Annotated in this window: 21 protein-coding genes; 19 read left to right on the top strand and 2 right to left on the bottom strand. The window is 34.4% G+C overall.

Features of this window, described 5'->3' with window-relative positions; translation table 11 throughout:
- Positions 1 to 42: 42 nt before the first annotated feature.
- Positions 43 to 1,596, bottom strand: coding sequence for a T9SS response regulator signal transducer PorX (porX, locus tag ACFPH8_RS07330; RefSeq protein ID WP_376859743.1), 1,554 nt, complete (start codon positions 1,594 to 1,596; stop codon positions 43 to 45).
- A 37-nt stretch (positions 1,597 to 1,633) separates the two neighbouring features.
- Here porX and ACFPH8_RS07325 point away from each other — a divergent pair, with 37 nt between their 5' ends.
- The 19 genes from ACFPH8_RS07325 (at position 1,634) to hisIE (ending at position 20,147) form a co-directional block, all read left to right on the top strand.
- Positions 1,634 to 2,863, top strand: a complete 1,230-nt coding sequence (locus ACFPH8_RS07325; protein WP_376859991.1) for an HD domain-containing protein — start codon at positions 1,634 to 1,636, stop codon at positions 2,861 to 2,863.
- A gap of 25 nt (positions 2,864 to 2,888) precedes the next feature.
- On the top strand, positions 2,889 to 3,917 hold the full coding sequence (gene lpxD / locus ACFPH8_RS07320; protein ID WP_248399525.1) for a UDP-3-O-(3-hydroxymyristoyl)glucosamine N-acyltransferase: 1,029 nt from the start codon (positions 2,889 to 2,891) through the stop codon (positions 3,915 to 3,917).
- On the top strand, positions 3,904 to 5,310 hold the full coding sequence (locus ACFPH8_RS07315; protein ID WP_376859741.1) for a bifunctional UDP-3-O-[3-hydroxymyristoyl] N-acetylglucosamine deacetylase/3-hydroxyacyl-ACP dehydratase: 1,407 nt from the start codon (positions 3,904 to 3,906) through the stop codon (positions 5,308 to 5,310). Before lpxD ends, ACFPH8_RS07315 begins: the two co-directional genes overlap by 14 nt.
- Before the next feature lie 70 nt (positions 5,311 to 5,380).
- Positions 5,381 to 6,166, top strand: a complete 786-nt coding sequence (lpxA, locus tag ACFPH8_RS07310) for an acyl-ACP--UDP-N-acetylglucosamine O-acyltransferase (protein WP_066247995.1) — start codon at positions 5,381 to 5,383, stop codon at positions 6,164 to 6,166.
- A 15-nt stretch (positions 6,167 to 6,181) separates the two neighbouring features.
- The gene (efp, locus tag ACFPH8_RS07305; RefSeq protein WP_248399527.1) at positions 6,182 to 6,748 is read left to right on the top strand and encodes an elongation factor P; all 567 of its coding nucleotides are present in this window, start codon (positions 6,182 to 6,184) and stop codon (positions 6,746 to 6,748) included.
- A gap of 50 nt (positions 6,749 to 6,798) precedes the next feature.
- The gene (locus ACFPH8_RS07300; protein ID WP_376859738.1) at positions 6,799 to 7,734 is read left to right on the top strand and encodes a UDP-3-O-(3-hydroxymyristoyl)glucosamine N-acyltransferase; all 936 of its coding nucleotides are present in this window, start codon (positions 6,799 to 6,801) and stop codon (positions 7,732 to 7,734) included.
- Positions 7,735 to 8,142 carry a nuclear transport factor 2 family protein gene (locus tag ACFPH8_RS07295; RefSeq protein ID WP_376859736.1) on the top strand — a complete coding sequence of 136 codons (408 nt, stop codon included), beginning with the start codon at positions 7,735 to 7,737 and terminating at the stop codon, positions 8,140 to 8,142.
- Positions 8,143 to 8,212: 70 nt separating this feature from the next.
- Entirely contained in the window at positions 8,213 to 9,085 is an 873-nt protein-coding gene (gene sucD, locus ACFPH8_RS07290) for a succinate--CoA ligase subunit alpha (RefSeq protein ID WP_376859734.1), read from the top strand.
- 109 nt (positions 9,086 to 9,194) lie between these two features.
- Entirely contained in the window at positions 9,195 to 9,941 is a 747-nt protein-coding gene (gene fabG / locus ACFPH8_RS07285) for a 3-oxoacyl-[acyl-carrier-protein] reductase (RefSeq protein WP_248399536.1), read from the top strand.
- Positions 9,942 to 9,944: 3 nt separating this feature from the next.
- Complete coding sequence (locus ACFPH8_RS07280; RefSeq protein WP_376859732.1) at positions 9,945 to 11,975, top strand: vWA domain-containing protein; 2,031 nt, start codon at positions 9,945 to 9,947, stop codon at positions 11,973 to 11,975.
- Positions 11,976 to 11,985: 10 nt separating this feature from the next.
- Complete coding sequence (locus tag ACFPH8_RS07275; RefSeq protein WP_248399540.1) at positions 11,986 to 12,801, top strand: prohibitin family protein; 816 nt, start codon at positions 11,986 to 11,988, stop codon at positions 12,799 to 12,801.
- Between the two features lie 287 nt (positions 12,802 to 13,088).
- Positions 13,089 to 13,946, top strand: coding sequence for an ATP phosphoribosyltransferase (gene hisG, locus ACFPH8_RS07270; protein ID WP_376859729.1), 858 nt, complete (start codon positions 13,089 to 13,091; stop codon positions 13,944 to 13,946).
- A complete protein-coding gene (gene hisD, locus ACFPH8_RS07265; protein ID WP_376859727.1) occupies positions 13,943 to 15,223 on the top strand; it encodes a histidinol dehydrogenase in 1,281 nt (426 codons plus the stop codon). The genes hisG and hisD overlap by 4 nt, the downstream gene beginning before the upstream one ends.
- 2 nt (positions 15,224 to 15,225) lie before the next feature.
- Positions 15,226 to 16,263 carry a histidinol-phosphate transaminase gene (gene hisC, locus ACFPH8_RS07260; protein WP_376859725.1) on the top strand — a complete coding sequence of 346 codons (1,038 nt, stop codon included), beginning with the start codon at positions 15,226 to 15,228 and terminating at the stop codon, positions 16,261 to 16,263.
- Positions 16,260 to 17,393 (top strand): bifunctional histidinol-phosphatase/imidazoleglycerol-phosphate dehydratase HisB, encoded by a 1,134-nt coding sequence (gene hisB, locus ACFPH8_RS07255; protein WP_376859723.1) that lies wholly within the window; start codon positions 16,260 to 16,262, stop codon positions 17,391 to 17,393. Before hisC ends, hisB begins: the two co-directional genes overlap by 4 nt.
- A complete protein-coding gene (gene hisH, locus ACFPH8_RS07250; protein WP_376859721.1) occupies positions 17,393 to 17,974 on the top strand; it encodes an imidazole glycerol phosphate synthase subunit HisH in 582 nt (193 codons plus the stop codon). Before hisB ends, hisH begins: the two co-directional genes overlap by 1 nt.
- A gap of 66 nt (positions 17,975 to 18,040) precedes the next feature.
- Positions 18,041 to 18,787: a 1-(5-phosphoribosyl)-5-[(5-phosphoribosylamino)methylideneamino]imidazole-4-carboxamide isomerase gene (gene hisA / locus ACFPH8_RS07245; protein WP_376859719.1), complete on the top strand. Its 747-nt coding sequence runs from the start codon at positions 18,041 to 18,043 to the stop codon at positions 18,785 to 18,787.
- A 5-nt stretch (positions 18,788 to 18,792) separates the two neighbouring features.
- Entirely contained in the window at positions 18,793 to 19,551 is a 759-nt protein-coding gene (gene hisF / locus ACFPH8_RS07240) for an imidazole glycerol phosphate synthase subunit HisF (RefSeq protein WP_248399573.1), read from the top strand.
- A complete protein-coding gene (hisIE, locus tag ACFPH8_RS07235) occupies positions 19,548 to 20,147 on the top strand; it encodes a bifunctional phosphoribosyl-AMP cyclohydrolase/phosphoribosyl-ATP diphosphatase HisIE (protein ID WP_376859716.1) in 600 nt (199 codons plus the stop codon). The genes hisF and hisIE overlap by 4 nt, the downstream gene beginning before the upstream one ends.
- Position 20,148: 1 nt before the next feature.
- Here the strand turns inward: hisIE and ACFPH8_RS07230 are convergent, their stop codons facing one another.
- The gene (locus tag ACFPH8_RS07230; protein WP_376859714.1) at positions 20,149 to 20,580 is read right to left on the bottom strand and encodes a hypothetical protein; all 432 of its coding nucleotides are present in this window, start codon (positions 20,578 to 20,580) and stop codon (positions 20,149 to 20,151) included.
- Between the last annotated feature and the right edge of the window lie 22 nt (positions 20,581 to 20,602).

Raw genomic sequence — 20,602 nt, 5'->3', positions numbered from 1 at the left:
AAAGTGTATTTCATCGGATTTTTATGTATTTCAAAGATGATTTTATTTGGGGTTCAAAACAATAAACGGTATAATCATTTCTTCTAATGATACGCCTCCATGTTGATAGGTATTCCTGTAATAGCTTACATAGTGATTGTAATTATTTGGATAGGCAAAAAACAAATCGTTTTTAGCAAATATAAAGGAGCTGCTCATGGTTAAGGCTGGTAAATGAATAGATTTCGGGTCTTTTGCTACCAAAACGTCTTTATCATCATAGGTTAAACTTCTTCCAGTTTTGTAACGTAAATTTAAAGACGTGTCCTTGTCGCCAACCACTTTAGACGGATTTTTAACATTTATAGTGCCATGATCTGTAGTTAGGATTAATTTAAACCCAAGTTGCTGGGCTTGCTGAATCATTTCTAATAACGGTGAATTTTTAAACCAACTTTGTGTTAATGAGCGATACGCTTTATCATTAGATGCTAATTCTTTTACCACATCCATTTCTGTTTTGGAGTGCGATAGCATATCTACAAAATTGTAAACTACTACAGTTAAGTCGTTATCTTTTAATGATTTAAAGTTGTCTACTAATTGTTTGCCATTTTTTAAATTGGTTATTTTGAAATACTTGGTAGATAAGTTCTGTAAGCCTAATCGTTTCAATTGAGCTTCTAAAAACGCTTCTTCATGTAAATTTTTACCGCCTTCATCCGTATCGTTTTTCCATAAATCAGGATGCATTTTTTCCATGTCGGAAGGCATTAACCCTGAAAAAATAGCATTTCTAGCATATTGTGTGGCTGTTGGTAGAATGCTAAAAAAAGCTTCTTCTTTTTGCTTTTTATAATAGTTACTTACCACAGGTTCAAAAGCTTTCCACTGATCGTAACGTAAATTATCAATTACAACCAATAGCGTAGGTTGTTCTTTGCTAATTTCTGGTGTCACTTTATCTTTAAATAAATTATGAGACATTGTTGGTGCATCCGTATTGGGTTCAAACCACTTTGGATAATTTTTATCAATAAACTTCCCAAACTGCGTGTTGGCTTCCGATTTTTGAGATTCTAAAATTTCAAACATCCCAGAATCTTCAATATCTTCTAGTTGCATTTCCCAATAAATTAGTTTTTGGTATAAGGAAACCCATTCTTGATAGCTGTTAACCATTGATAAATCCATAGCTATTTTGCGAAACTCCTGTTGGTAATTAGAGGTGGTTTTTTCTGAAACTAATCGTGAGTGATCTAAATTTTTCTTTAAACTCAATAAAATCTGGTTTGGATTTACTGGCTTTATCAAATAATCAGCTATTTTATTTCCAATAGCTTCTTCCATAATATATTCTTCTTCACTCTTGGTAATCATTACAACAGGAAGTGTGTCGCGCTTTTCTTTAATTTCATTTAAGGTTTCTAAACCAGTTAATCCTGGCATGTTTTCATCTAGGAAAACAATATCAAAATTTTTATCTTCCAAAACCTCCAAAGCTTCAGTTCCACTTTTACAGGTGGTAACTTTGTAGTTTTTTTGTTCTAAAAAGATGATATGTGGTTTTAATAAATCAATTTCATCGTCAACCCAAAGAATATTTATATGGTTCATGTATATTTGTTTATATATTAATATTATGATAGCAAGCTTGCAGACAAAAAACAAACTCAAGATATTTAACGATCCAATTTACGGATTTATTACCATTCCAAATGCGCTGATTTTCGATTTAATCAATCATAAATATTTTCAACGCCTTCGCCGAATATCCCAAATGGGTTTATCTTATTTAGTTTATCCTGGCGCACATCACACGCGCTTTCATCATGCTTTGGGCGGTATGCATTTAATGCAGAAAGCTGTTCAAGTGCTTCGTTTTAAAGGGGTTGAAATATCTGAAGCTGAAGAAAATGCCTTGTACATAGCCATACTTTTGCATGATATTGGTCATGGACCTTTTTCTCATGCCATGGAGCATAGTATTGTAAATGGTGTGAGTCATGAGCATATTTCACTTCAATTTATGGAGGTTTTAAACGCCGAATTTAACGGAAGTTTAACGCTTGCCATCCAAATTTTTAAGGGCGAATACAACAGACCCTTTATGTGTGCATTAATTTCGAGCCAATTTGATATGGATCGAGCCGACTATTTAAAGCGTGATAGTTTTTATACAGGTGTCGCCGAAGGTAATATTAATAGTGACCGATTAATTACCATGCTACATGTGGTGGATGACGAATTAGTAGTGGAAGAAAAAGGCATTTACAGCATTGAGAAGTTTTTAGTTGCCAGACGTCTTATGTATTGGCAAGTGTATTTGCATAAAACAGGTTTGGTTGCCGAACAGTTATTAATGCGTGTTTTACAACGCGCTAAAGAACTTACCCAGCAAGGTGTTGTTTTTGAAGCCAGTAAACCGTTACAGTTTTTTTTACAGAATGATATACAAATTGCTAATTTTAATAACGAGACTTTAGATACATTTTCTAAACTAGATGATTATGATATTATAATGGCAATGAAAGCTTGGCAATATCACGATGATTTTGTTTTAAAAAATTTATGCGAAATGATTATTAACAGGCAATTATTAAAGGTGAAGCTAAAAAAGAATCCCGTACAGCCGGAAAAGCTTCAGAAGCATATAAATAAATTAATGAAACAATATAAGGTATCAGAGCATGAAGCGGCCTATTTTGTTTTTACTGGTGCCATTTCCAATCAGGCTTATGAACAAGATAGCCAGCCGATAAACGTCTTATTTCAATCGGGTAAAATTCAAAATATAGTAAAAGCTTCAGACCAATTAAACCTAAAAGCACTGTCAAAACCAGTCACAAAATATTATATATGTTATCCTAAAGATAAAATGTAATACATTTTTTCTATTTTTGCTTTCAATGAATTTTACAGCAGAACAAATAGCAGGTATTTTAGAAGGTGAAATTGTTGGCGACTCTACTATTGAAGTTTCCAGGTTATCTAAAATTGAAGAAGGAGCGGCAGGCGCTTTAACCTTTCTTTCTAATCCTAAATACACACCTTATATATATACAACTAAAGCTTCTATTACAATTGTTAATAAAAGCTTTATTCCAGAGAAAGATATTCATACTACTTTAATAAAGGTAGATGATGCCTATAAAGCGTTTTCAAAATTATTGGAATATTATAACCAGGTTAAATTAAACAAATCTGGAATAGAACAGCCAACATTTATTTCTGATTCTGCTAAATTAGGCGAAAACATATATATAGGTGCATTTTCGTACATTGGAAATAATGTAGAAATAGGTAATCATGTTAAAATTTTTCCCAATAGTTATATTGGCGATAATGTGGTGATTAAGGATCATACGATTGTGTTTGCTGGTGTAAAAATTTATTCAGATTGTTTGGTTGGTTCCCACTGCGTTCTTAATTCAGGCGCTATTATTGGAGCTGATGGTTTTGGGTTTACCCCAAATGAAAAAGGGGAGTACCATAAAGTACCGCAAATAGGGAATGTTATTTTGGAAGATTTTGTGGATGTTGGTGCAGCCACCACGATAGATCGTGCCACTTTAGGTTCTACAATTATTAGAAAAGGTGTAAAGCTGGATAATCAAATTCAAATTGCGCACAATGTTGAAATTGGAAAAAATACTGTTATTGCTGCGCAAACGGGAATTGCTGGCTCAACCAAAATTGGTGAAAATTGTCAAATAGGAGGCCAAGTTGGTATTTCAGGACACCTTACCATAGGTAATAATGTTAAAATACAGGCACAATCTGGGATTGGTAAAAACATTAAGGATAATGAGGTTTTACAAGGCTCGCCTTCATTTAATTATAGCGATTGGAATAAATCCTATGTGCATTTTAAAAATTTACCAAAATTATTTAAATCAGTAAACGAGATAGAAAAAAAATTAGATGGGAATAATTAATACGGATATCAAACAGAAAACCATAGCTAGTGATGTTTCGCTTAAAGGCGTTGGTTTACACACAGGTAATAATGTAACCTTAACGTTTAAACCTGCTCCTGAAAATTTTGGATTTGCGTTTAAACGCATTGATTTGGAAGGTAGCCCAATTATAGAAGCTGATGCTGTTTACGTAACTAATACGCAGCGTGGTACATGTCTTGAAAAAAATGGCGTTACAATCCAAACCTGCGAGCATGTTTTGGCAGCGCTTGTTGGTATGGGCATTGATAATGCTATTTTGGAGCTTGATGCAACCGAACCACCGATTATGGATGGTTCATCTAAATTTTTTGTTGAAGCTATTGAAAAGGCTGGCATTGTAGAACAAGAAGCCTTCAGGGAAGCTTACGAGGTTACTGATGTCATTTCTTATACAGACGAAGAAACCGGAAGTGAAATTCTAGTAATGCCTGCCAAAGAATACCAAGTGACTACTATGGTGGATTTTGGCACTAAAGTTTTAGGAACACAGAATGCCTCCATTAAAAATATGGCTGAATTTAAAGCTGAAATATCAGATTCTAGAACCTTCAGCTTTCTTCATGAAATTGAAACACTTTTAGAACACGGACTTATTAAGGGTGGCGATTTAAATAATGCCATTGTTTACGTAGATAAAGAATTGTCTCCAGAAACCATGGAGAAACTAAAAGTAGCTTTCAATAAAGACTCCATTTCTGTAAAACCTAATGGAATCTTGGATAATTTAACATTGCATCATCCAAATGAAGCGGCACGGCATAAATTATTAGATGTTATTGGCGATTTAGCATTAATAAAAACACATATTAAAGGTAAGGTTATTGCTAATAAGCCAGGTCATTTTGTAAACACACAATTTGCAAAAAAAATGTGTAAGATTATTAAAAATGAGCGTCGTAATAATGTGCCGAATATTGATTTGAATAAAGAGCCGTTAATGGACGTAAATCAAATAATGAATATGTTGCCACATAGACAACCGTTTTTGTTAATTGATAAGATATTCGAATTAACAGATTCTGGCGTTATTGGTATGAAAAACGTAACCATGAATGAGCCCTTTTTTGCAGGACATTTCCCAGGCGCACCAGTTATGCCAGGTGTTCTAATTGTTGAAGCTATGGCACAAACAGGTGGTATATTAGTATTAAGTACCGTTCCGGATCCAGAAAATTATTTGACATTCTTTATGAAAATAGATAATGTAAAATTCAAACAAAAAGTCGTACCAGGCGATACATTAATATTTAAATGCGATTTAATTTCACCTATACGTCGTGGTATTTGTCACATGCAAGGTTATGCTTATGCTAATGGAAAACTATGTGCGGAAGCCGAATTAATGGCGCAAATTTCAAAAGTTAAATAATAATACTAAATGCAGTTTTTTAAACATAACTTGCTAAATAATTTTACCAATTAATTAATTCTAGTATAAAATGAATCAACCACTAGCATACGTACATCCAGGAGCTAAAATAGCTAAAAATGTCGTAATTGATCCCTTTACAACTATTCATAATAATGTTATTATTGGAGAGGGAACTTGGATAGGAAGTAACGTAACCATTATGGAAGGCGCTCGTATTGGTAAAAATTGTAATATTTTTCCGGGAGCTGTAATTTCAGCAACACCTCAAGATTTAAAATATAAAGATGAAGATACCACAGTTGAAATTGGTGATAACGTGACCATTAGGGAATGTGTTACTATTAACCGTGGAACAACAGATAGAATGAAAACCGTTATTGGTGATAATTGTTTAATTATGGCCTATTGCCACATAGCGCATGACTGCATTGTTGGTAAAAACTGTATCTTTTCTAATAATAGTACACTTGCAGGTCATATTAATGTTGGCGATTATGTGGTTCTAGCAGGTATGACAGCTGTTCATCAATTCTGCTCAATTGGAAACCATGCATTTGTAACAGGTGGTTCTTTAGTAAGAAAAGATGTACCACCATTTGTTAAAGCAGCTCGTGAACCTTTATCCTACGTTGGAATTAATTCAGTAGGTTTAAGACGTCGTGGTTTTACAACTGAAAAAATTACCGAAATACAGGACATTTATAGAATTCTATATCAAAAAAATTATAATAATACACAAGCAGCTGAAATCATTGAAGCTGAAATGGAAGCAACCCATGAGCGTGATGAAATTTTGCAATTTATAAAAGATTCGCAACGTGGTATTATGAAGGGTTACTTCAAATCTAATTAAAAATAAACAAGTAAAATGGCAACAACATCAGATATTCGCAACGGATTATGTATTCGTTATAATCATGATATTTATAAAATAATTGAATTTTTACACGTAAAACCGGGAAAAGGTCCTGCATTTGTAAGAACTAAAATGAAAAGTGTAACATCAGGAAAAGTATTGGAAAACACCTTTTCGGCGGGACATAAAATTGAAGATGTGCGTGTTGAAACACATAAGTTTCAGTTTCTATATCATGATGGTGAATTTTATCATTTTATGAACCAAGAAGATTATACACAAATTCGTTTATTAGAAGCCGCTTTGGATAGAGCTGATTTAATGAAAGAAGGTGAAGTAGTTACCGTATTAATAAATACGGAGGACAATATGCCGCTTTCTGTTGAAATGCCAGCTAGTGTTATATTAGAAGTAACACATACTGAACCAGGTGTAAAAGGAAATACAGCAACCAACGCTACCAAGCCTGCAACAGTGGAAACAGGAGCAGAGGTAAATGTGCCACTTTTTATAAATGAAGGTGATAAAATTAAAATTGAAACCGATAAAGGGACTTATAAAGAGCGCGTAAAAGAATAAAAATTAGTAAAACAGTTAGTTTTAAAATACTGATTGCTAATTATAGAAATATGAAGTTTCCAAAACCACATACTTTAGAAGAAATTGCCTCGTTAATTGATGTTAACTATATTGGTGACCCTAGTTTTCCTGTGCTTGGTATGAATGAAATTCATGTCGTAGAACCTGGAGATATTGTTTTTGTAGATCATCCAAAGTACTACAATAAAGCGCTAGATTCTGCTGCTACCATTGTTCTAATTAACAAAGAAGTTACTTGTCCAGAAGGGAAAGCCCTTTTAATTAGTGATGATCCGTTTCGCGATTTCAACAAGCTCACCAAACATTTTAAACCGTTTCAACCGGCAACATCTGCTATAACAGATTCGGCTAAAATTGGAAAAAATACTATCATTCAACCTAACTGCTTTATTGGTAATAATGTTATTATAGGCAACAATTGTGTTATACATTCCAACGTTACTATTTATGATGATACCATTATTGGAAATAATGTAACTATTCATGCAGGAACTGTATTAGGAGCCAGTGCGTTTTATTATAAAAAGCGTCCAGAAGGGTTTGATCCTTTAATCTCTGGCGGCCGTGTGGTTATAAAGGATTATGTAGACATAGGTGCACTATGTACGATTGATAAAGGGGTAACGGGTGATACCACGATTGGAGAAGGTTCTAAATTGGATAATCAAATTCAAATAGGTCATGATACCATGGTTGGAAAGAAATGCTTAATTGCGTCACAAACGGGAATTGCAGGATGTGTAATAATTGAAGATGAAGTAACTATTTGGGGACAAGTAGGCTGTGCAAGTGGTATTACTATTGGAGAAAAAGCAGTTATTCATGCTCAATCAGGAATTAGTAAATCCTTGCCAGGACATAAAACGTATTGGGGAACACCAGCTCAAGAAGCACGAGCAGTCATGAAGGAAATGGCTAATATTAAGCAATTACCCAAAATAATTGAGCAATTAAAACATAAATAAATGACTTCAAAAGCGCTTATTAAATCGTACTACGAATCAGATTTAGCAAATGATGAAACGTTAATAGATAAATTTTATCATAAAGATTGCGTCATTCACTGGAATAGTAGCAGAGGCTATACTAAAATGAATTTTAGCGGGATAACTGCTTTTTTTAAAAGTGTCAGGGAATCATATAATAATTTAAGATTTGAAATAACCCACTTATTGGAAGAAGATGATGTAGTAACCTCTAGACATACCTTATATGCAAACACAATAGAGTCCCAAGGCGAAGAAATGCCAATTGCACATTACATCTGTATTCATCACATAATAGACAATCAAATTCATCGTACTTTTGAGATTAGTCAACCTGCGGATACCGATAGTTTAGATTCAGGCGCATATTCTAAAATAAATATATAAAAACTCTTTACAAATAGGTGGCAAAACATTACTTTTGTCACGTTTTAAAAACATAAAAAATTAAACTTAAATGAGCGTTTTAGTTAATAAAGATTCAAAGATAATAGTTCAAGGATTTACAGGTAGTGAAGGAACATTTCACGCTGGCCAAATGATTGAGTACGGAACCAATGTTGTTGGTGGTGTTACACCAGGAAAAGGTGGGCAATCCCATTTAGACAGACCTGTTTTTAACACAGTTCAGGAAGCTGTAGAAAAAGTTGGAGCTGATACTTCTATAATTTTTGTACCACCAGCTTTTGCTGCTGATGCCATTATGGAAGCTGCTAATGCTGGAATAAAAGTGATTATTACTATTACCGAAGGAATTCCTATAGCCGATATGATTAAAGCGGCTCATTACATAAAAGATAAAGATTGCCGATTAATTGGTCCTAACTGTCCAGGCGTTATTACGCCAGGCGAAGCAAAAGTAGGTATTATGCCAGGTTTTGTTTTCAAAAAAGGAACGATTGGTATTGTGTCTAAATCAGGAACGTTAACCTATGAAGCTGCTGATCAAGTGGTAAAACAAGGTCTAGGTATTACAACAGCTATTGGTATTGGTGGTGATCCAATTATTGGAACAACAACTAAAGAAGCTATTGAATTATTAATTAACGACCCAGAAACAGAAGCCGTTGTAATGATTGGTGAAATTGGAGGTCAATTAGAAGCAGATGCTGCACATTGGTATAAAGCAAGTGGCAGTAAAAAACCAGTTATCGGGTTTATTGCTGGTGAAACTGCACCTGCAGGACGTACTATGGGTCATGCTGGAGCCATTGTTGGTGGCAGTGATGATACGGCGCAAGCTAAAAAGAAAATTATGAGAGAATGTGGTATTCACGTAGTAGATTCTCCAGCTGAAATTGGCAAAAAAGTAAAAGAAGTTATGGGTTAATTTAACCTAATAAAACTGTTAAAAACCTTACAAAATCTTGTAAGGTTTTTTTATTTCATGCAACTTGTATTTATTATATTTGACAAACAACTAATCACATCAGCGAATTATGAAATTATTAGAAGGAAAAACAGCCATAATTACAGGAGCAAGTAGAGGAATTGGTCGTGGTATCGCCGAAGTTTTTGCAAAACATGGTGCAAATGTTGCATTTACTTATAGTTCTTCTGTTGAAGCCGCAAACGAACTTGAAAATGAACTGAATGCGCTTGGAATAAAAGCCAAAGGCTATAAAAGTAATGCTGCTAGTTTTGACGAAGCGCAACAATTAGCCGAAGATGTTGCCAAGGAATTTGGTAGTATTGATATTTTAGTCAACAATGCGGGAATAACCAAGGATAACCTGCTCATGCGTTTAAGTGAAGATGATTTTGATAAAGTTATTGAAGTCAATTTAAAATCCGTTTTTAATATGACCAAAGCAGTTCAGCGTACCATGTTGAAACAACGTAAAGGTTCCATCATTAATATGAGTTCTGTGGTTGGTGTTAAAGGAAATGCCGGTCAAACTAACTACGCAGCTTCTAAAGCCGGAATGATTGGTTTTTCAAAATCTGTAGCTTTGGAACTTGGTTCTAGAAATATTAGAAGCAACGTAATTGCACCTGGATTTATTGAAACGGAAATGACCGCAAAATTAGATGAAGAAACGGTAAAAGGATGGCGTAGTACTATTCCTTTAAAACGTGGCGGAACACCTGAAGATATTGCCAATGCATGCGTATTTTTGGCTAGTGATATGTCTGCCTACATTACAGGACAAACACTAAATGTGGATGGTGGTATGCTAACATAATCCATGACAAACTTAACCATAATATACATTATCCTATCTGGAATTATAGCGCTATTATTAGCGCTTTTTCAGTATGTGTATAAGTCAAAACGGACGCGGACTAATAGTATTTTGGCGGGTTTGCGGTTTGTTACTATTTTTTCAATACTACTGCTATTGGTTAATCCGAAGTTAGATTCGGAAACCTTTTATAATGAAAAGCCAAATTTGGTTGTTGCTATCGATAATTCTAATTCTATAGCGTTTTTGAATCAATCGGATAGTGTGCAACAAATTATCCGCGCTATAAAAAATAATACAGGTTTAAATGAAAAATTCAATATCGATTTCTATACATTTAGTGATGATATTTCACGTAATGATTCATTAGAATTTAACACCAAACAGACTAATATTTCAAAAGCCATTAAAGGACTTGAAACTATTTATAAAAACACGGTTTCGCCAACCATTTTAATAACAGATGGAAACCAAACTTTTGGTACAGATTACGAATACACGGCTAAAAGCTACAAGCAGCCTATTTATCCAATTATTGTAGGTGATACAACTTCCCACGTGGATTTAAAAATTACACAACTGAATGTAAATAAATACGCATTTTATAAAAATAAATTTCCCATAGAAGTTATCCTGGTTTATAATGGTGATGAACCAATAACATCCGAATTTAAAATTACCACGGGATCTACAACTCTTTATTCAGAAAACATTTCCTTTAGTAAAACCAATAACTCTAAAATTATCCAAACCACGTTAACAGCTAATCAGATTGGTGTTTTTGCATATCAAGCATCTATTCAAGCTATTTTAAACGAAAAAAATACGGTTAATAATAGTAAGAATTTTGCAATTGAAGTTATTGATGAACAAACCAATATTGCCATTGTAAGCGATATTTTGCATCCAGATTTAGGTGCGCTTAAAAAAAGTTTTGAAAGCAACGAACAACGAACGGTAAGTATTCTTAAACCCACCGCTTACTTAACAAAAATGGATGAATTTCAATTAGCCATTCTATATCAACCAAATGTGCGATTCCAAGCCGTTTTCAATAAGTTGAATTCTGATAATCGGAATCGGTTTATTATTTCAGGATCCCAAACCAATTGGCAATTTTTAAATAGTGTTAGCGCTGATTATCAACATGATCTGGTTTCACAATCGGAAAATTATCTGGCTGTAATTAACCCGAATTATTCGGAGTTTATAATACCAGATGTTGCTTTTGAAACCTTTCCACCTTTAAAAGGTGCTTTTGGAAACCTCAATATGAAAGTGCCTTTTCAAACATTGTTATATAAACAGATAGGAAGTGTTTCTACGGACAAACCTTTATTAGTTAGTTTTGAAAACCAAAATAGGCGAGAAGCTATTCTTTTAGGTGAGAATATTTGGAAATGGCGTGCGCAAAGTTATTTAAACAATACGGATTTCAAGAGTTTTGATGATTTTACAGGCAAAATGGTACAATATCTAGCATCTAAAAAACGCAGAGAGCGCTTGAATCTGTCTTATCAATCGTTTTATGATGGTAATACCAACGTCGTTTTTCAAGTACAATATTTTAATAAAAATTATGAATTTGATAATCGCGAAACACTTTCAATAAAAGTAACTGATGAAACATCAAATGAAAGTAAAACCATTCCTTTGGTACTCAAAAACAATAATTATGAGGCCGATTTAAGTAGTCTGCCAGCTGCAAATTATAAGTTTACGGTTACGGCAAATACGAGTAATATATCTAAATCCGGATCATTTAAGATATTAGATTATAACATTGAGCAACAATTTACAAATGCTAATGTAGCAAAATTAATGCAAGTTGCTAATTCTAAAGACGCTACAGTATATTTTATAGATCAGTTAGCAGATTTGAGCGCGAATTTATTGGTAGATAAACGCTATGCAACAATTGAAAAAAGTACTAAAAAAACCGTATCTTTGATTGACTGGAAATACCTTTTAGGACTAGTAATTTTAGCCCTTTCGGCTGAATGGTTTTATCGGAAGTATAAAGGTTTAATTTAAATAAAAAACTATGGAAAAATTACCAAAAATTGGATTACCTATTATTGTAGTACTTGTTATTTTAATCGTTTTAGTTGCCAAATCGGCGGTCACTATTGGTTCTGGTGAAGCGGGTGTGCTTTATAAAACTTTTGATGATGGTGTGGTTACTGATGAACCACCTTTAGGTGAAGGGTTTCATATTGTAGCGCCTTGGAATAAGGTTTTTGTATATGAAGTACGTCAACAAGAACTTGTGGAGCGTATGAATGTACTATCGTCAAACGGTTTAGATATTAAATTAGAAGCTTCTATCTGGTTTCAACCAGCTTATGAAAGTTTAGGTAAATTGCACCAAGAAAAAAGTGAAATGTATAAGGAGCGTGTGCTTTTACCAGCCATTCGTTCTGCAGCAAGATCGGTTGTAGGTCGTTACACACCAGAGCAATTATATTCTAGCAAACGTGACGCTATTCAACAAGAAATTTTTGAAGAAACTCAAAAAATTGTTAAAGATCAATACATTCAATTAAATGAAATTTTAGTGCGTGACGTAACCTTACCCGCTACAATTAAAGATGCTATTGAACGTAAATTAAAACAAGAACAAGAGTCTTTAGAATACGAATTTAGATTGGTTACTGCTGCAAAAGAAGCTGAAAAACGTATTATTGATGCCCAAGGTAAAGCGGATGCCAACAGAATTTTAAGTGCTTCACTTAATGAGAAAATTTTACAAGATAAAGGTATTGAGGCAACTGTTAAGCTATCAGAATCACCTAATAGTAAGGTTATTGTAATAGGTTCAGGAGATTCGGGATTACCAATTATTTTAGGAAATCAATAATTAATTTAAAATTAAAACGAAGTTTGTTAGGTTTTATAAAATAATTTTACAAACCTTTGTTCAAGCAAAAAAAGACATGAGTTTTATTCAATTTCATCATCATCATTTTCATACGTGCACTCAAGCAGGCTGAAAATGTATTGAATAAAATCAACATATTAAAAAACCCGTTTGAGTATCTCAAGCGGGTTTTTGCATTTTAATCCTTTCGGATTTCTTCTCGTTCTGGTTTACTCAAACATCATTCAAGTTTAACTTAAAAAAAGCTCACATACGTGAGAGATGTTATGAGAAAATTAAAAATTGCTGTTCAAAAATCGGGTCGCTTACATGACGATTCCATGAAAATCCTGAAAGAAGTCGGTATTTCAATTGATAATGGTCGGGATCAATTAAAGGCATCTGCCAAAAATTTCCCTTTGGAAGTCTTCTACCTCCGAAATGGTGATATTCCACAATACCTAGTTGATGGTGTTGTTGATGCCGCTATTATTGGCGAAAACATACTAATTGAAAATGGAAATAATATTTCTATAGTTGAAAAATTAGGATTTTCATCCTGTCGTGTATCAGTAGCCATCCCAAAATCAGAAACCTATTCTGGAATTCAGGATTTAAATGGTAAACGTATTGCCACATCCTACCCAAATACGGTGACTACTTTCCTAAAAAACAACAATTTGGAAGCTCAACTTCACATCATTAATGGTTCTGTTGAAATTGCGCCTAATATTGGATTAGCAGACGCTATTGTGGATATCGTTTCTAGCGGTAGTACCTTATTTAAAAACAATTTGCAAGAGGTTGAAGTGTTACTTCAGTCCGAAGCCGTTTTGGCCGTTTCTCCAAAAATTTATCAAGAGGAACTAGATGTTTTGAATAAACTACAATTCCGATTGCAATCAGTTCTAAAGGCTAGAAAATCGCGTTATGTCTTGCTTAATGCCCCGAATGAAAAGCTAGAAAAAATTATTCAAATTTTACCGGGTGTAAAAAGTCCAACGGTGTTGCCATTGGCAGAATCAGGATGGAGCTCCCTACATTCCGTGATTGATAAAAATGATTTTTGGGAAATAATAGACGAATTAAAAATAGTTGGAGCCGAAGGAATTTTGGTATGTCCAATTGAAAATATGGTATTATGATAGTAGTAGAAAACCCACAAAATAAGGTTTGGATGGACTTATTAAAACGTCCAACAGCTTCAGTAGCTGATATTGAAACAACCGTAACTGAAATATTTAAAGATATCCAACAACAAGGTGATGCCGCTGTTTTAAAGTACACCGATATTTTTGATGGTGTAAAACTTTCCAAGCTGTTGGTTTCACCTGATGAAATTCAGAACGGCAAAATGAAAGTTGGTACCGAATTAAAGGATGCCATTTTATTAGCTAAACGAAATATTACACGTTTTCACCAGGCACAACAAACAGAAAAAATTGAAATTGAAACCGAAACGGGTGTTTTGTGTTGGCAGGAAAAACGAGCTATTCAAAAAATAGGATTATATATTCCAGGCGGTACAGCACCTTTATTTTCAACAGTCTTAATGTTAGCTGTTCCTGCAAAAATAGCTGGTTGTGAAGAAATAGTTTTGTGTTCGCCTCCCAATAAATCGGGACAAATTGCTGATGAAATTCTCTTTGCAGCCGATTTATGTGGTGTAACTAAAATCTACAAAGTTGGTGGTATTCAGGCTATTGCAGCTATGACCTTTGGTACGGAAACGATACAACCTGTTTATAAAATTTTTGGACCAGGGAATCAGTTCGTAACCGTAGCTAAACAATTAGCAACTAAATTTGGTGTGGCCATAGATATGCCAGCTGGACCCAGTGAATTACTGGTTGTTGCGGATGATTCAGCTGTTCCTAAATATGTGGCTGCTGATTTGTTAAGTCAAGCTGAACATGGTTCGGACAGTCAAGTGGTTTTAGTCTCAACATCTACAACGCTAATTAATGACGTCATGAAGGAAATTTCGATACAAATGACACAATTACCGCGAAAGTCCATAACGGAAAAAGCAATGACAAACTCTAAAGCCATAATATTTTCTAGTAATCAGGACGCCCTGAATTTTATTAACGCCTATGCGCCAGAACACTTTATTATTTGTACCGAAAATGATGCATTTTTTGTGGATGGCATTCAAAATGCTGGTTCTGTTTTTATTGGGAATTATACGCCAGAAAGTGCTGGCGATTATGCATCTGGAACCAACCACACCTTACCAACAAATGGTTTTAGTAAATCCTATTCTGGTGTAAATTTAGACAGTTTCACTAAAGCAATTACCTTTCAAAAAATTACAAAAACAGGAATCAAAAACATAGGAAATGCTATTGAAATTATGGCAGAAGCCGAAGGTTTACAAGCGCACAAAAATGCCGTATCCATCCGTTTAAAAGACTTGTAATCATGAACATTCAAAATTTAATAAGACCCAGTATCCTCAAGCTGAAACCCTATGCATCAGCTCGCGATGAATTTAAGGATTTTGAAAAAAGCATGACCTTTTTAGACGCAAATGAAAACCCCTTTGAAACAGGTTTAAACCGCTATCCAGATCCGCAACAGTCTGCTTTAAAATGGCGATTGTCAACTATTAAAAAGTGCAATCCCAATCAATTATTATTAGGAAATGGAAGTGATGAAGTTTTAGATTTAATTTTTAGAACCTTTTGCGAACCAGAAAAAGACAATATAATCTTGTTGCCACCAACATACGGTATGTATGAGGTTTTGGCGAATTTAAATAATATAGAAACCATTAAAATTCCCTTACATACGGATTTTCAACCGAACGTTTCTGATATTTTAAAGACATTGAATTCAAATAGTAAAATACTATTTCTTTGTTCGCCAAACAATCCAACAGCCAACAGTTTTAAAGCAGAATCTATTGAAATATTACTTCAAAAATTTAAAGGTATCGTTGTAATTGATGAAGCATATATAGATTTTTCTGAACAGGAAAGTTGGAGTAGTAGGTTAGCTGAATTTCCAAACCTCATTGTGATTCAAACACTTTCAAAAGCTTATGGTCTAGCAGGAATTCGTTTAGGAATGGGGATGGCTTCGCCTGAAATTATAAATGTTTTAAACCGCATTAAACCACCTTATAATATCAATCAGTTAACGCAAAACACGGCTTTAAATAAATTAGAAAATTTAGAACTAGTAACCAATCAAATTAAACTGATTAAGGATGAACGTATCCGTGTGCTTTCAGCAATACAAAACATTAATTTCGTTAAGAAAAGATATCCAAGTGATGCTAATTTTATTTTAGTTCAAGTAGATGATGCTAACAGACGTTACCAACAATTAATAGAAAATGAGCTGGTTGTTCGCAATAGAACGAAAGAGCCGTTATGTGAAAACTGCTTGCGTTTTACCATTGGAACACCTAATGAAAATACCAAATTATTAACCGCTTTAAAGTCACTAATATGAAGAGAGTTTTATTTATAGATCGCGATGGCACCTTAATAAAAGAGCCGCAAGATGAGCAAATTGATGGTTTTGACAAACTGGAATTTTATCCACAGGTGTTTCATTATTTAGGCAGAATTGCGAAAGAATTAGATTTTGAATTGGTTTTAATTACCAATCAAGATGGCCTTGGAACCAATGCATTTCCTGAAAACACATTTTGGCCAGTTCATAAATTAATAATGGAAACGTTTAAAAATGAAGGTATAATTTTTAAAGAAGAATTCATTGATAGAACCTTTGCCAAGGACAATGCGCCCACCCGGAAACCAAATACAGGCTTGCTTACCAAATATTTTTCAGAAGATTATGATTTGGCAAACTCTTATGTTATTGGCGACCGGTTAACGGATATAGAATTGGCTAAAAATTTAAACGCAAAAGGGATTTTAATTAATGGTCAAGCTAATTTAGGAGCAAATGAAATTTCACTGAAAGTGGACGCTTTACAGCCTTTTATCGCATTAGAAACGGATAATTGGGAAGCCATTTATACGTTATTGAAAGCAAAAGAACGAACTGGTTCTATTAAAAGGAATACCAATGAAACGGCAATAAAAATTGATTTAAATATAGATGGTACAGGAAAAAGCTCCATTCAAACGGGAATTGCATTTTTCGATCACATGTTAGAGCAAATAGCCAGACATGGTCAATTGGATTTAAGTATTCAGGTTGAAGGCGATTTAGAAGTAGATGAACATCACACCATTGAAGATACGGCCATTGCCTTGGGTGAATTATTTCAAACGGTTTTAGGGAGTAAATTAGGAATAGAACGCTATGGTTTTTGTATTCCAATGGACGATTGTCTAGCACAAGTTGCTATTGATTTTGGTGGGCGAAATTGGCTCGTTTGGGAAGCGGATTTTAATCGTGAAATGATTGGTAAAATGCCAACCGAAATGTTCATGCATTTCTTTAAATCCTTTACAGATGGCGCAAAATGCAACTTAAATATAAAAGCTGAAGGCACCAATGAACACCATAAAATTGAGGCCATTTTTAAAGCGTTTGCAAAAGCCATAAAGATGGCTGTAAAACGAGATGTTACAAAAATGATTTTACCAACCACAAAAGGCCTTTTATAATGAATGTTGTAATTATTGATTATGGAGTGGGAAACATTAAAAGCATTCAATTTGCTTTTGAACGACTGGGAATAACAGCTGTTTTAAGTCAAGATGTGCAAACCATTATAGCAGCGGATAAAGTTATTTTACCAGGTGTTGGAGAAGCGGGTTCGGCTATGAAAAAACTGAAAGACACACAATTAGATGTGCTTATTCCCAAACTTAAGCAACCTGTTTTAGGGATATGTTTAGGCATGCAGCTGATGTGCAATTTTTCAGAAGAAGGAAACACCAAAGGATTACAAATATTTGATACAGAGGTAAAACGCTTTTCAAATGCTGTAAAAGTCCCACAAATGGGATGGAATACCATTACATGCTTAAAAACAAATCTGTTTAATGGTATAAAAGAAAATGAATACATGTACCTTGTTCATAGTTATTACGCCGAAAACTGTGATGAAGCTATTGCATTAACGGAATACGATATAGCCTATGCCTCTGCCTTAAAAAAAGATAATTTTTACGGTGTTCAATTTCATCCAGAAAAAAGCAGTTTGGCCGGAGAACAACTATTAAAAAACTTTTTGGCATTGTAATTTGACAAGGCCTTTAAAGAATTAAAAAATTGGCTTTTAAAAGTCAAATTGAAAAAAAACAAAATTATGAGAATTATACCAGCAATAGATATTATAGGTGGAAAGTGCGTCCGACTCACCAAGGGTGATTATGATACAAAAAAAATTTATAACGAAAACCCATTAGAAGTCGCCAAACAGTTTGAAGATTCCGGGATTGAATACTTGCACTTGGTGGATTTAGATGGCGCCAAAGCGAGTCACGTTGTAAATTATCGCGTTTTAGAATTATTAGCTTCAAAAACAAGCTTAAAAATCGACTTTGGAGGTGGATTAAAAACTGACGACGATTTACATGTCGCTTTTAATTCGGGCGCACGGCAAATTACAGGAGGTAGTATTGCCGTAAAGAATTCGGATACATTTACAGGCTGGCTAGAAACCTACGGATCGGAAAAAATAATACTAGGAGCCGATTGTTACCCTAATGAAACAGGTGGAACAATTGCTGTTAGTGGATGGCAGGAACGGAGTAATCAGGAGGTCATTCCGTTTGTAAAAAGCTATCAAAAAAAGGGCATTCGCTATGTAATTTGTACAGATATTTCAAAAGATGGTATGTTAGAAGGTCCAGCCTTAAATCTTTATAAAAACATGTTGGAAGCTTGCACGAATAGCAGTGCGCGACAATCTATTAAACTCATTGCGTCGGGAGGTGTTTCTAATATAGATGATGTCATCGCCTTAAAAGCATTGGGTTGTGAGGGTGTCATTATTGGAAAAGCACTTTATGAAAACAAAATTCAACTCAAAGATTTAGCACGTTATATTTAGAAATTATGCTTACAAAACGAATCATTCCATGCTTGGATATTAAAAACGGACGCACCGTAAAAGGCATTAATTTTGTCGATTTAAAAGATGCTGGTGATCCCGTAGCTCTGGCAAAAAAATATGCGCAAACGGGTGCTGATGAACTCGTATTTTTAGATATTTCAGCGACATTAGAAGGTCGGAAAACACTAATTGATATGGTATTACAAGTTGCCAAGGAGGTGAACATACCTTTCACCGTGGGAGGTGGAGTAAGTTCCGTTGAAGATGTGGACTTGCTATTACAATCCGGAGCTGATAAAGTAGCCGTAAATTCTGCAGCTATTAAACGACCTGAATTAATTAAAGAATTATCTGATAAATTTGGAAGTCAATGTGTCGTTGTTGCCATAGATGCCAAACAAATTAAAGGCAAATGGAAAGTCCATTTAGCAGGCGGAACCATTCCAACCGATTTGGATTTATTTACATGGGCAAAAACCGTAGAACGTCTTGGTGCAGGAGAAATTCTTTTCACATCCATGGATCATGATGGTACCAAAAATGGCTTTGCAAATACCGCATTAGCACGTTTATCCTCTGAATTACATATTCCTATTATAGCGTCTGGTGGTGCCGGAACGACAGCCCATTTTGTAGACACTTTTCAAAAAGGGCTTGCTGATGCAGCTTTAGCAGCTAGTGTGTTTCATTTTGAAACTATCGATATTTTAGAATTAAAAAAAGAATTACAACAAAATAATATACCCATTCGCTTATCATGACAATCAATTTTAATAAATACGAAAACGGATTAGTACCAGCAATCATTCAAGATTATACTACCAAAACAGTATTAATGCTGGGTTATATGAATCAGGAAGCATTCAATAAAACTCAAAAATCAAAACGCGTTACATTTTTCAGTCGCTCAAAAAATCGGTTATGGACTAAAGGTGAGAGTAGCGGTAATTTTCTAGAAGTTCAAGAAATTCAGGTGGACTGTGATCAAGATGCTTTATTAGTTTCCGTAAAACCAGAAGGACCAACATGTCACACAGGATCGGATACCTGTTGGAACGAAAACAATGAATCTAATTTTGGTTTTCTTTCAGAATTGGAGCGTGTTATTACAGATAGAAAAGCTAATCAAAAGGAAGACACGTCCTATGTGGCATCGCTTTTTAAAGGTGGTATTAATAAAATAGCACAAAAAGTAGGAGAGGAGGCAATTGAAGTTGTTATAGAAGCAAAAGATGAAAACGACTCTTTGTTTCTCAACGAAAGTGCCGATTTGTTATTTCATTATCTTATTCTGCTGCAAGCAAAAGGATTTACTTTGAAAGATGTAGAGGCTATTTTAAAAGCACGTCAAAAATAAATCAAGAAATCCAGCCTTTAGCAATAGCTGATTTTGAAAACATAATTAAGTAAACGCCAATTACTAAAACCATAATAGGCATTATTAGAGCTCCTGGTCCATATACTTCCATATTATTACTGATGAAGAAATTATGTGACATTTGGATAATAATGCCTATTAATGAAATTAAAAACACGATTCTCGCCCATTTTTTGCGAAGCAGTAACCCTATGGCTCCAAATGTTCCACCAAATACAGCTATGGCAAAAGCTGCGGTAACCCAAGCTGGTAAATCTGCGTACAGAGTTTGTTCAGCTTCAGGTAATTTTTGCAGCGCATCTTCTGTCATGAATGCGTGTGTTAAATAAGCTGAAACACCCATTAAATTCCAAATTAATGCAAGGATGCTGATAATCCAAAAGGATTTAGGTGGTTTTTGTATTGTGGACATAATCGAGGTTTGATTGGTTAAT

This window comes from Bizionia hallyeonensis (genome assembly GCF_042657385.1).
GTDB lineage: Bacteria > Bacteroidota > Bacteroidia > Flavobacteriales > Flavobacteriaceae > Algorimicrobium > Algorimicrobium hallyeonense.
Note: the sequence above shows the minus strand (reverse complement) of the source record. Positions and strands in the feature narration are given on the sequence as shown.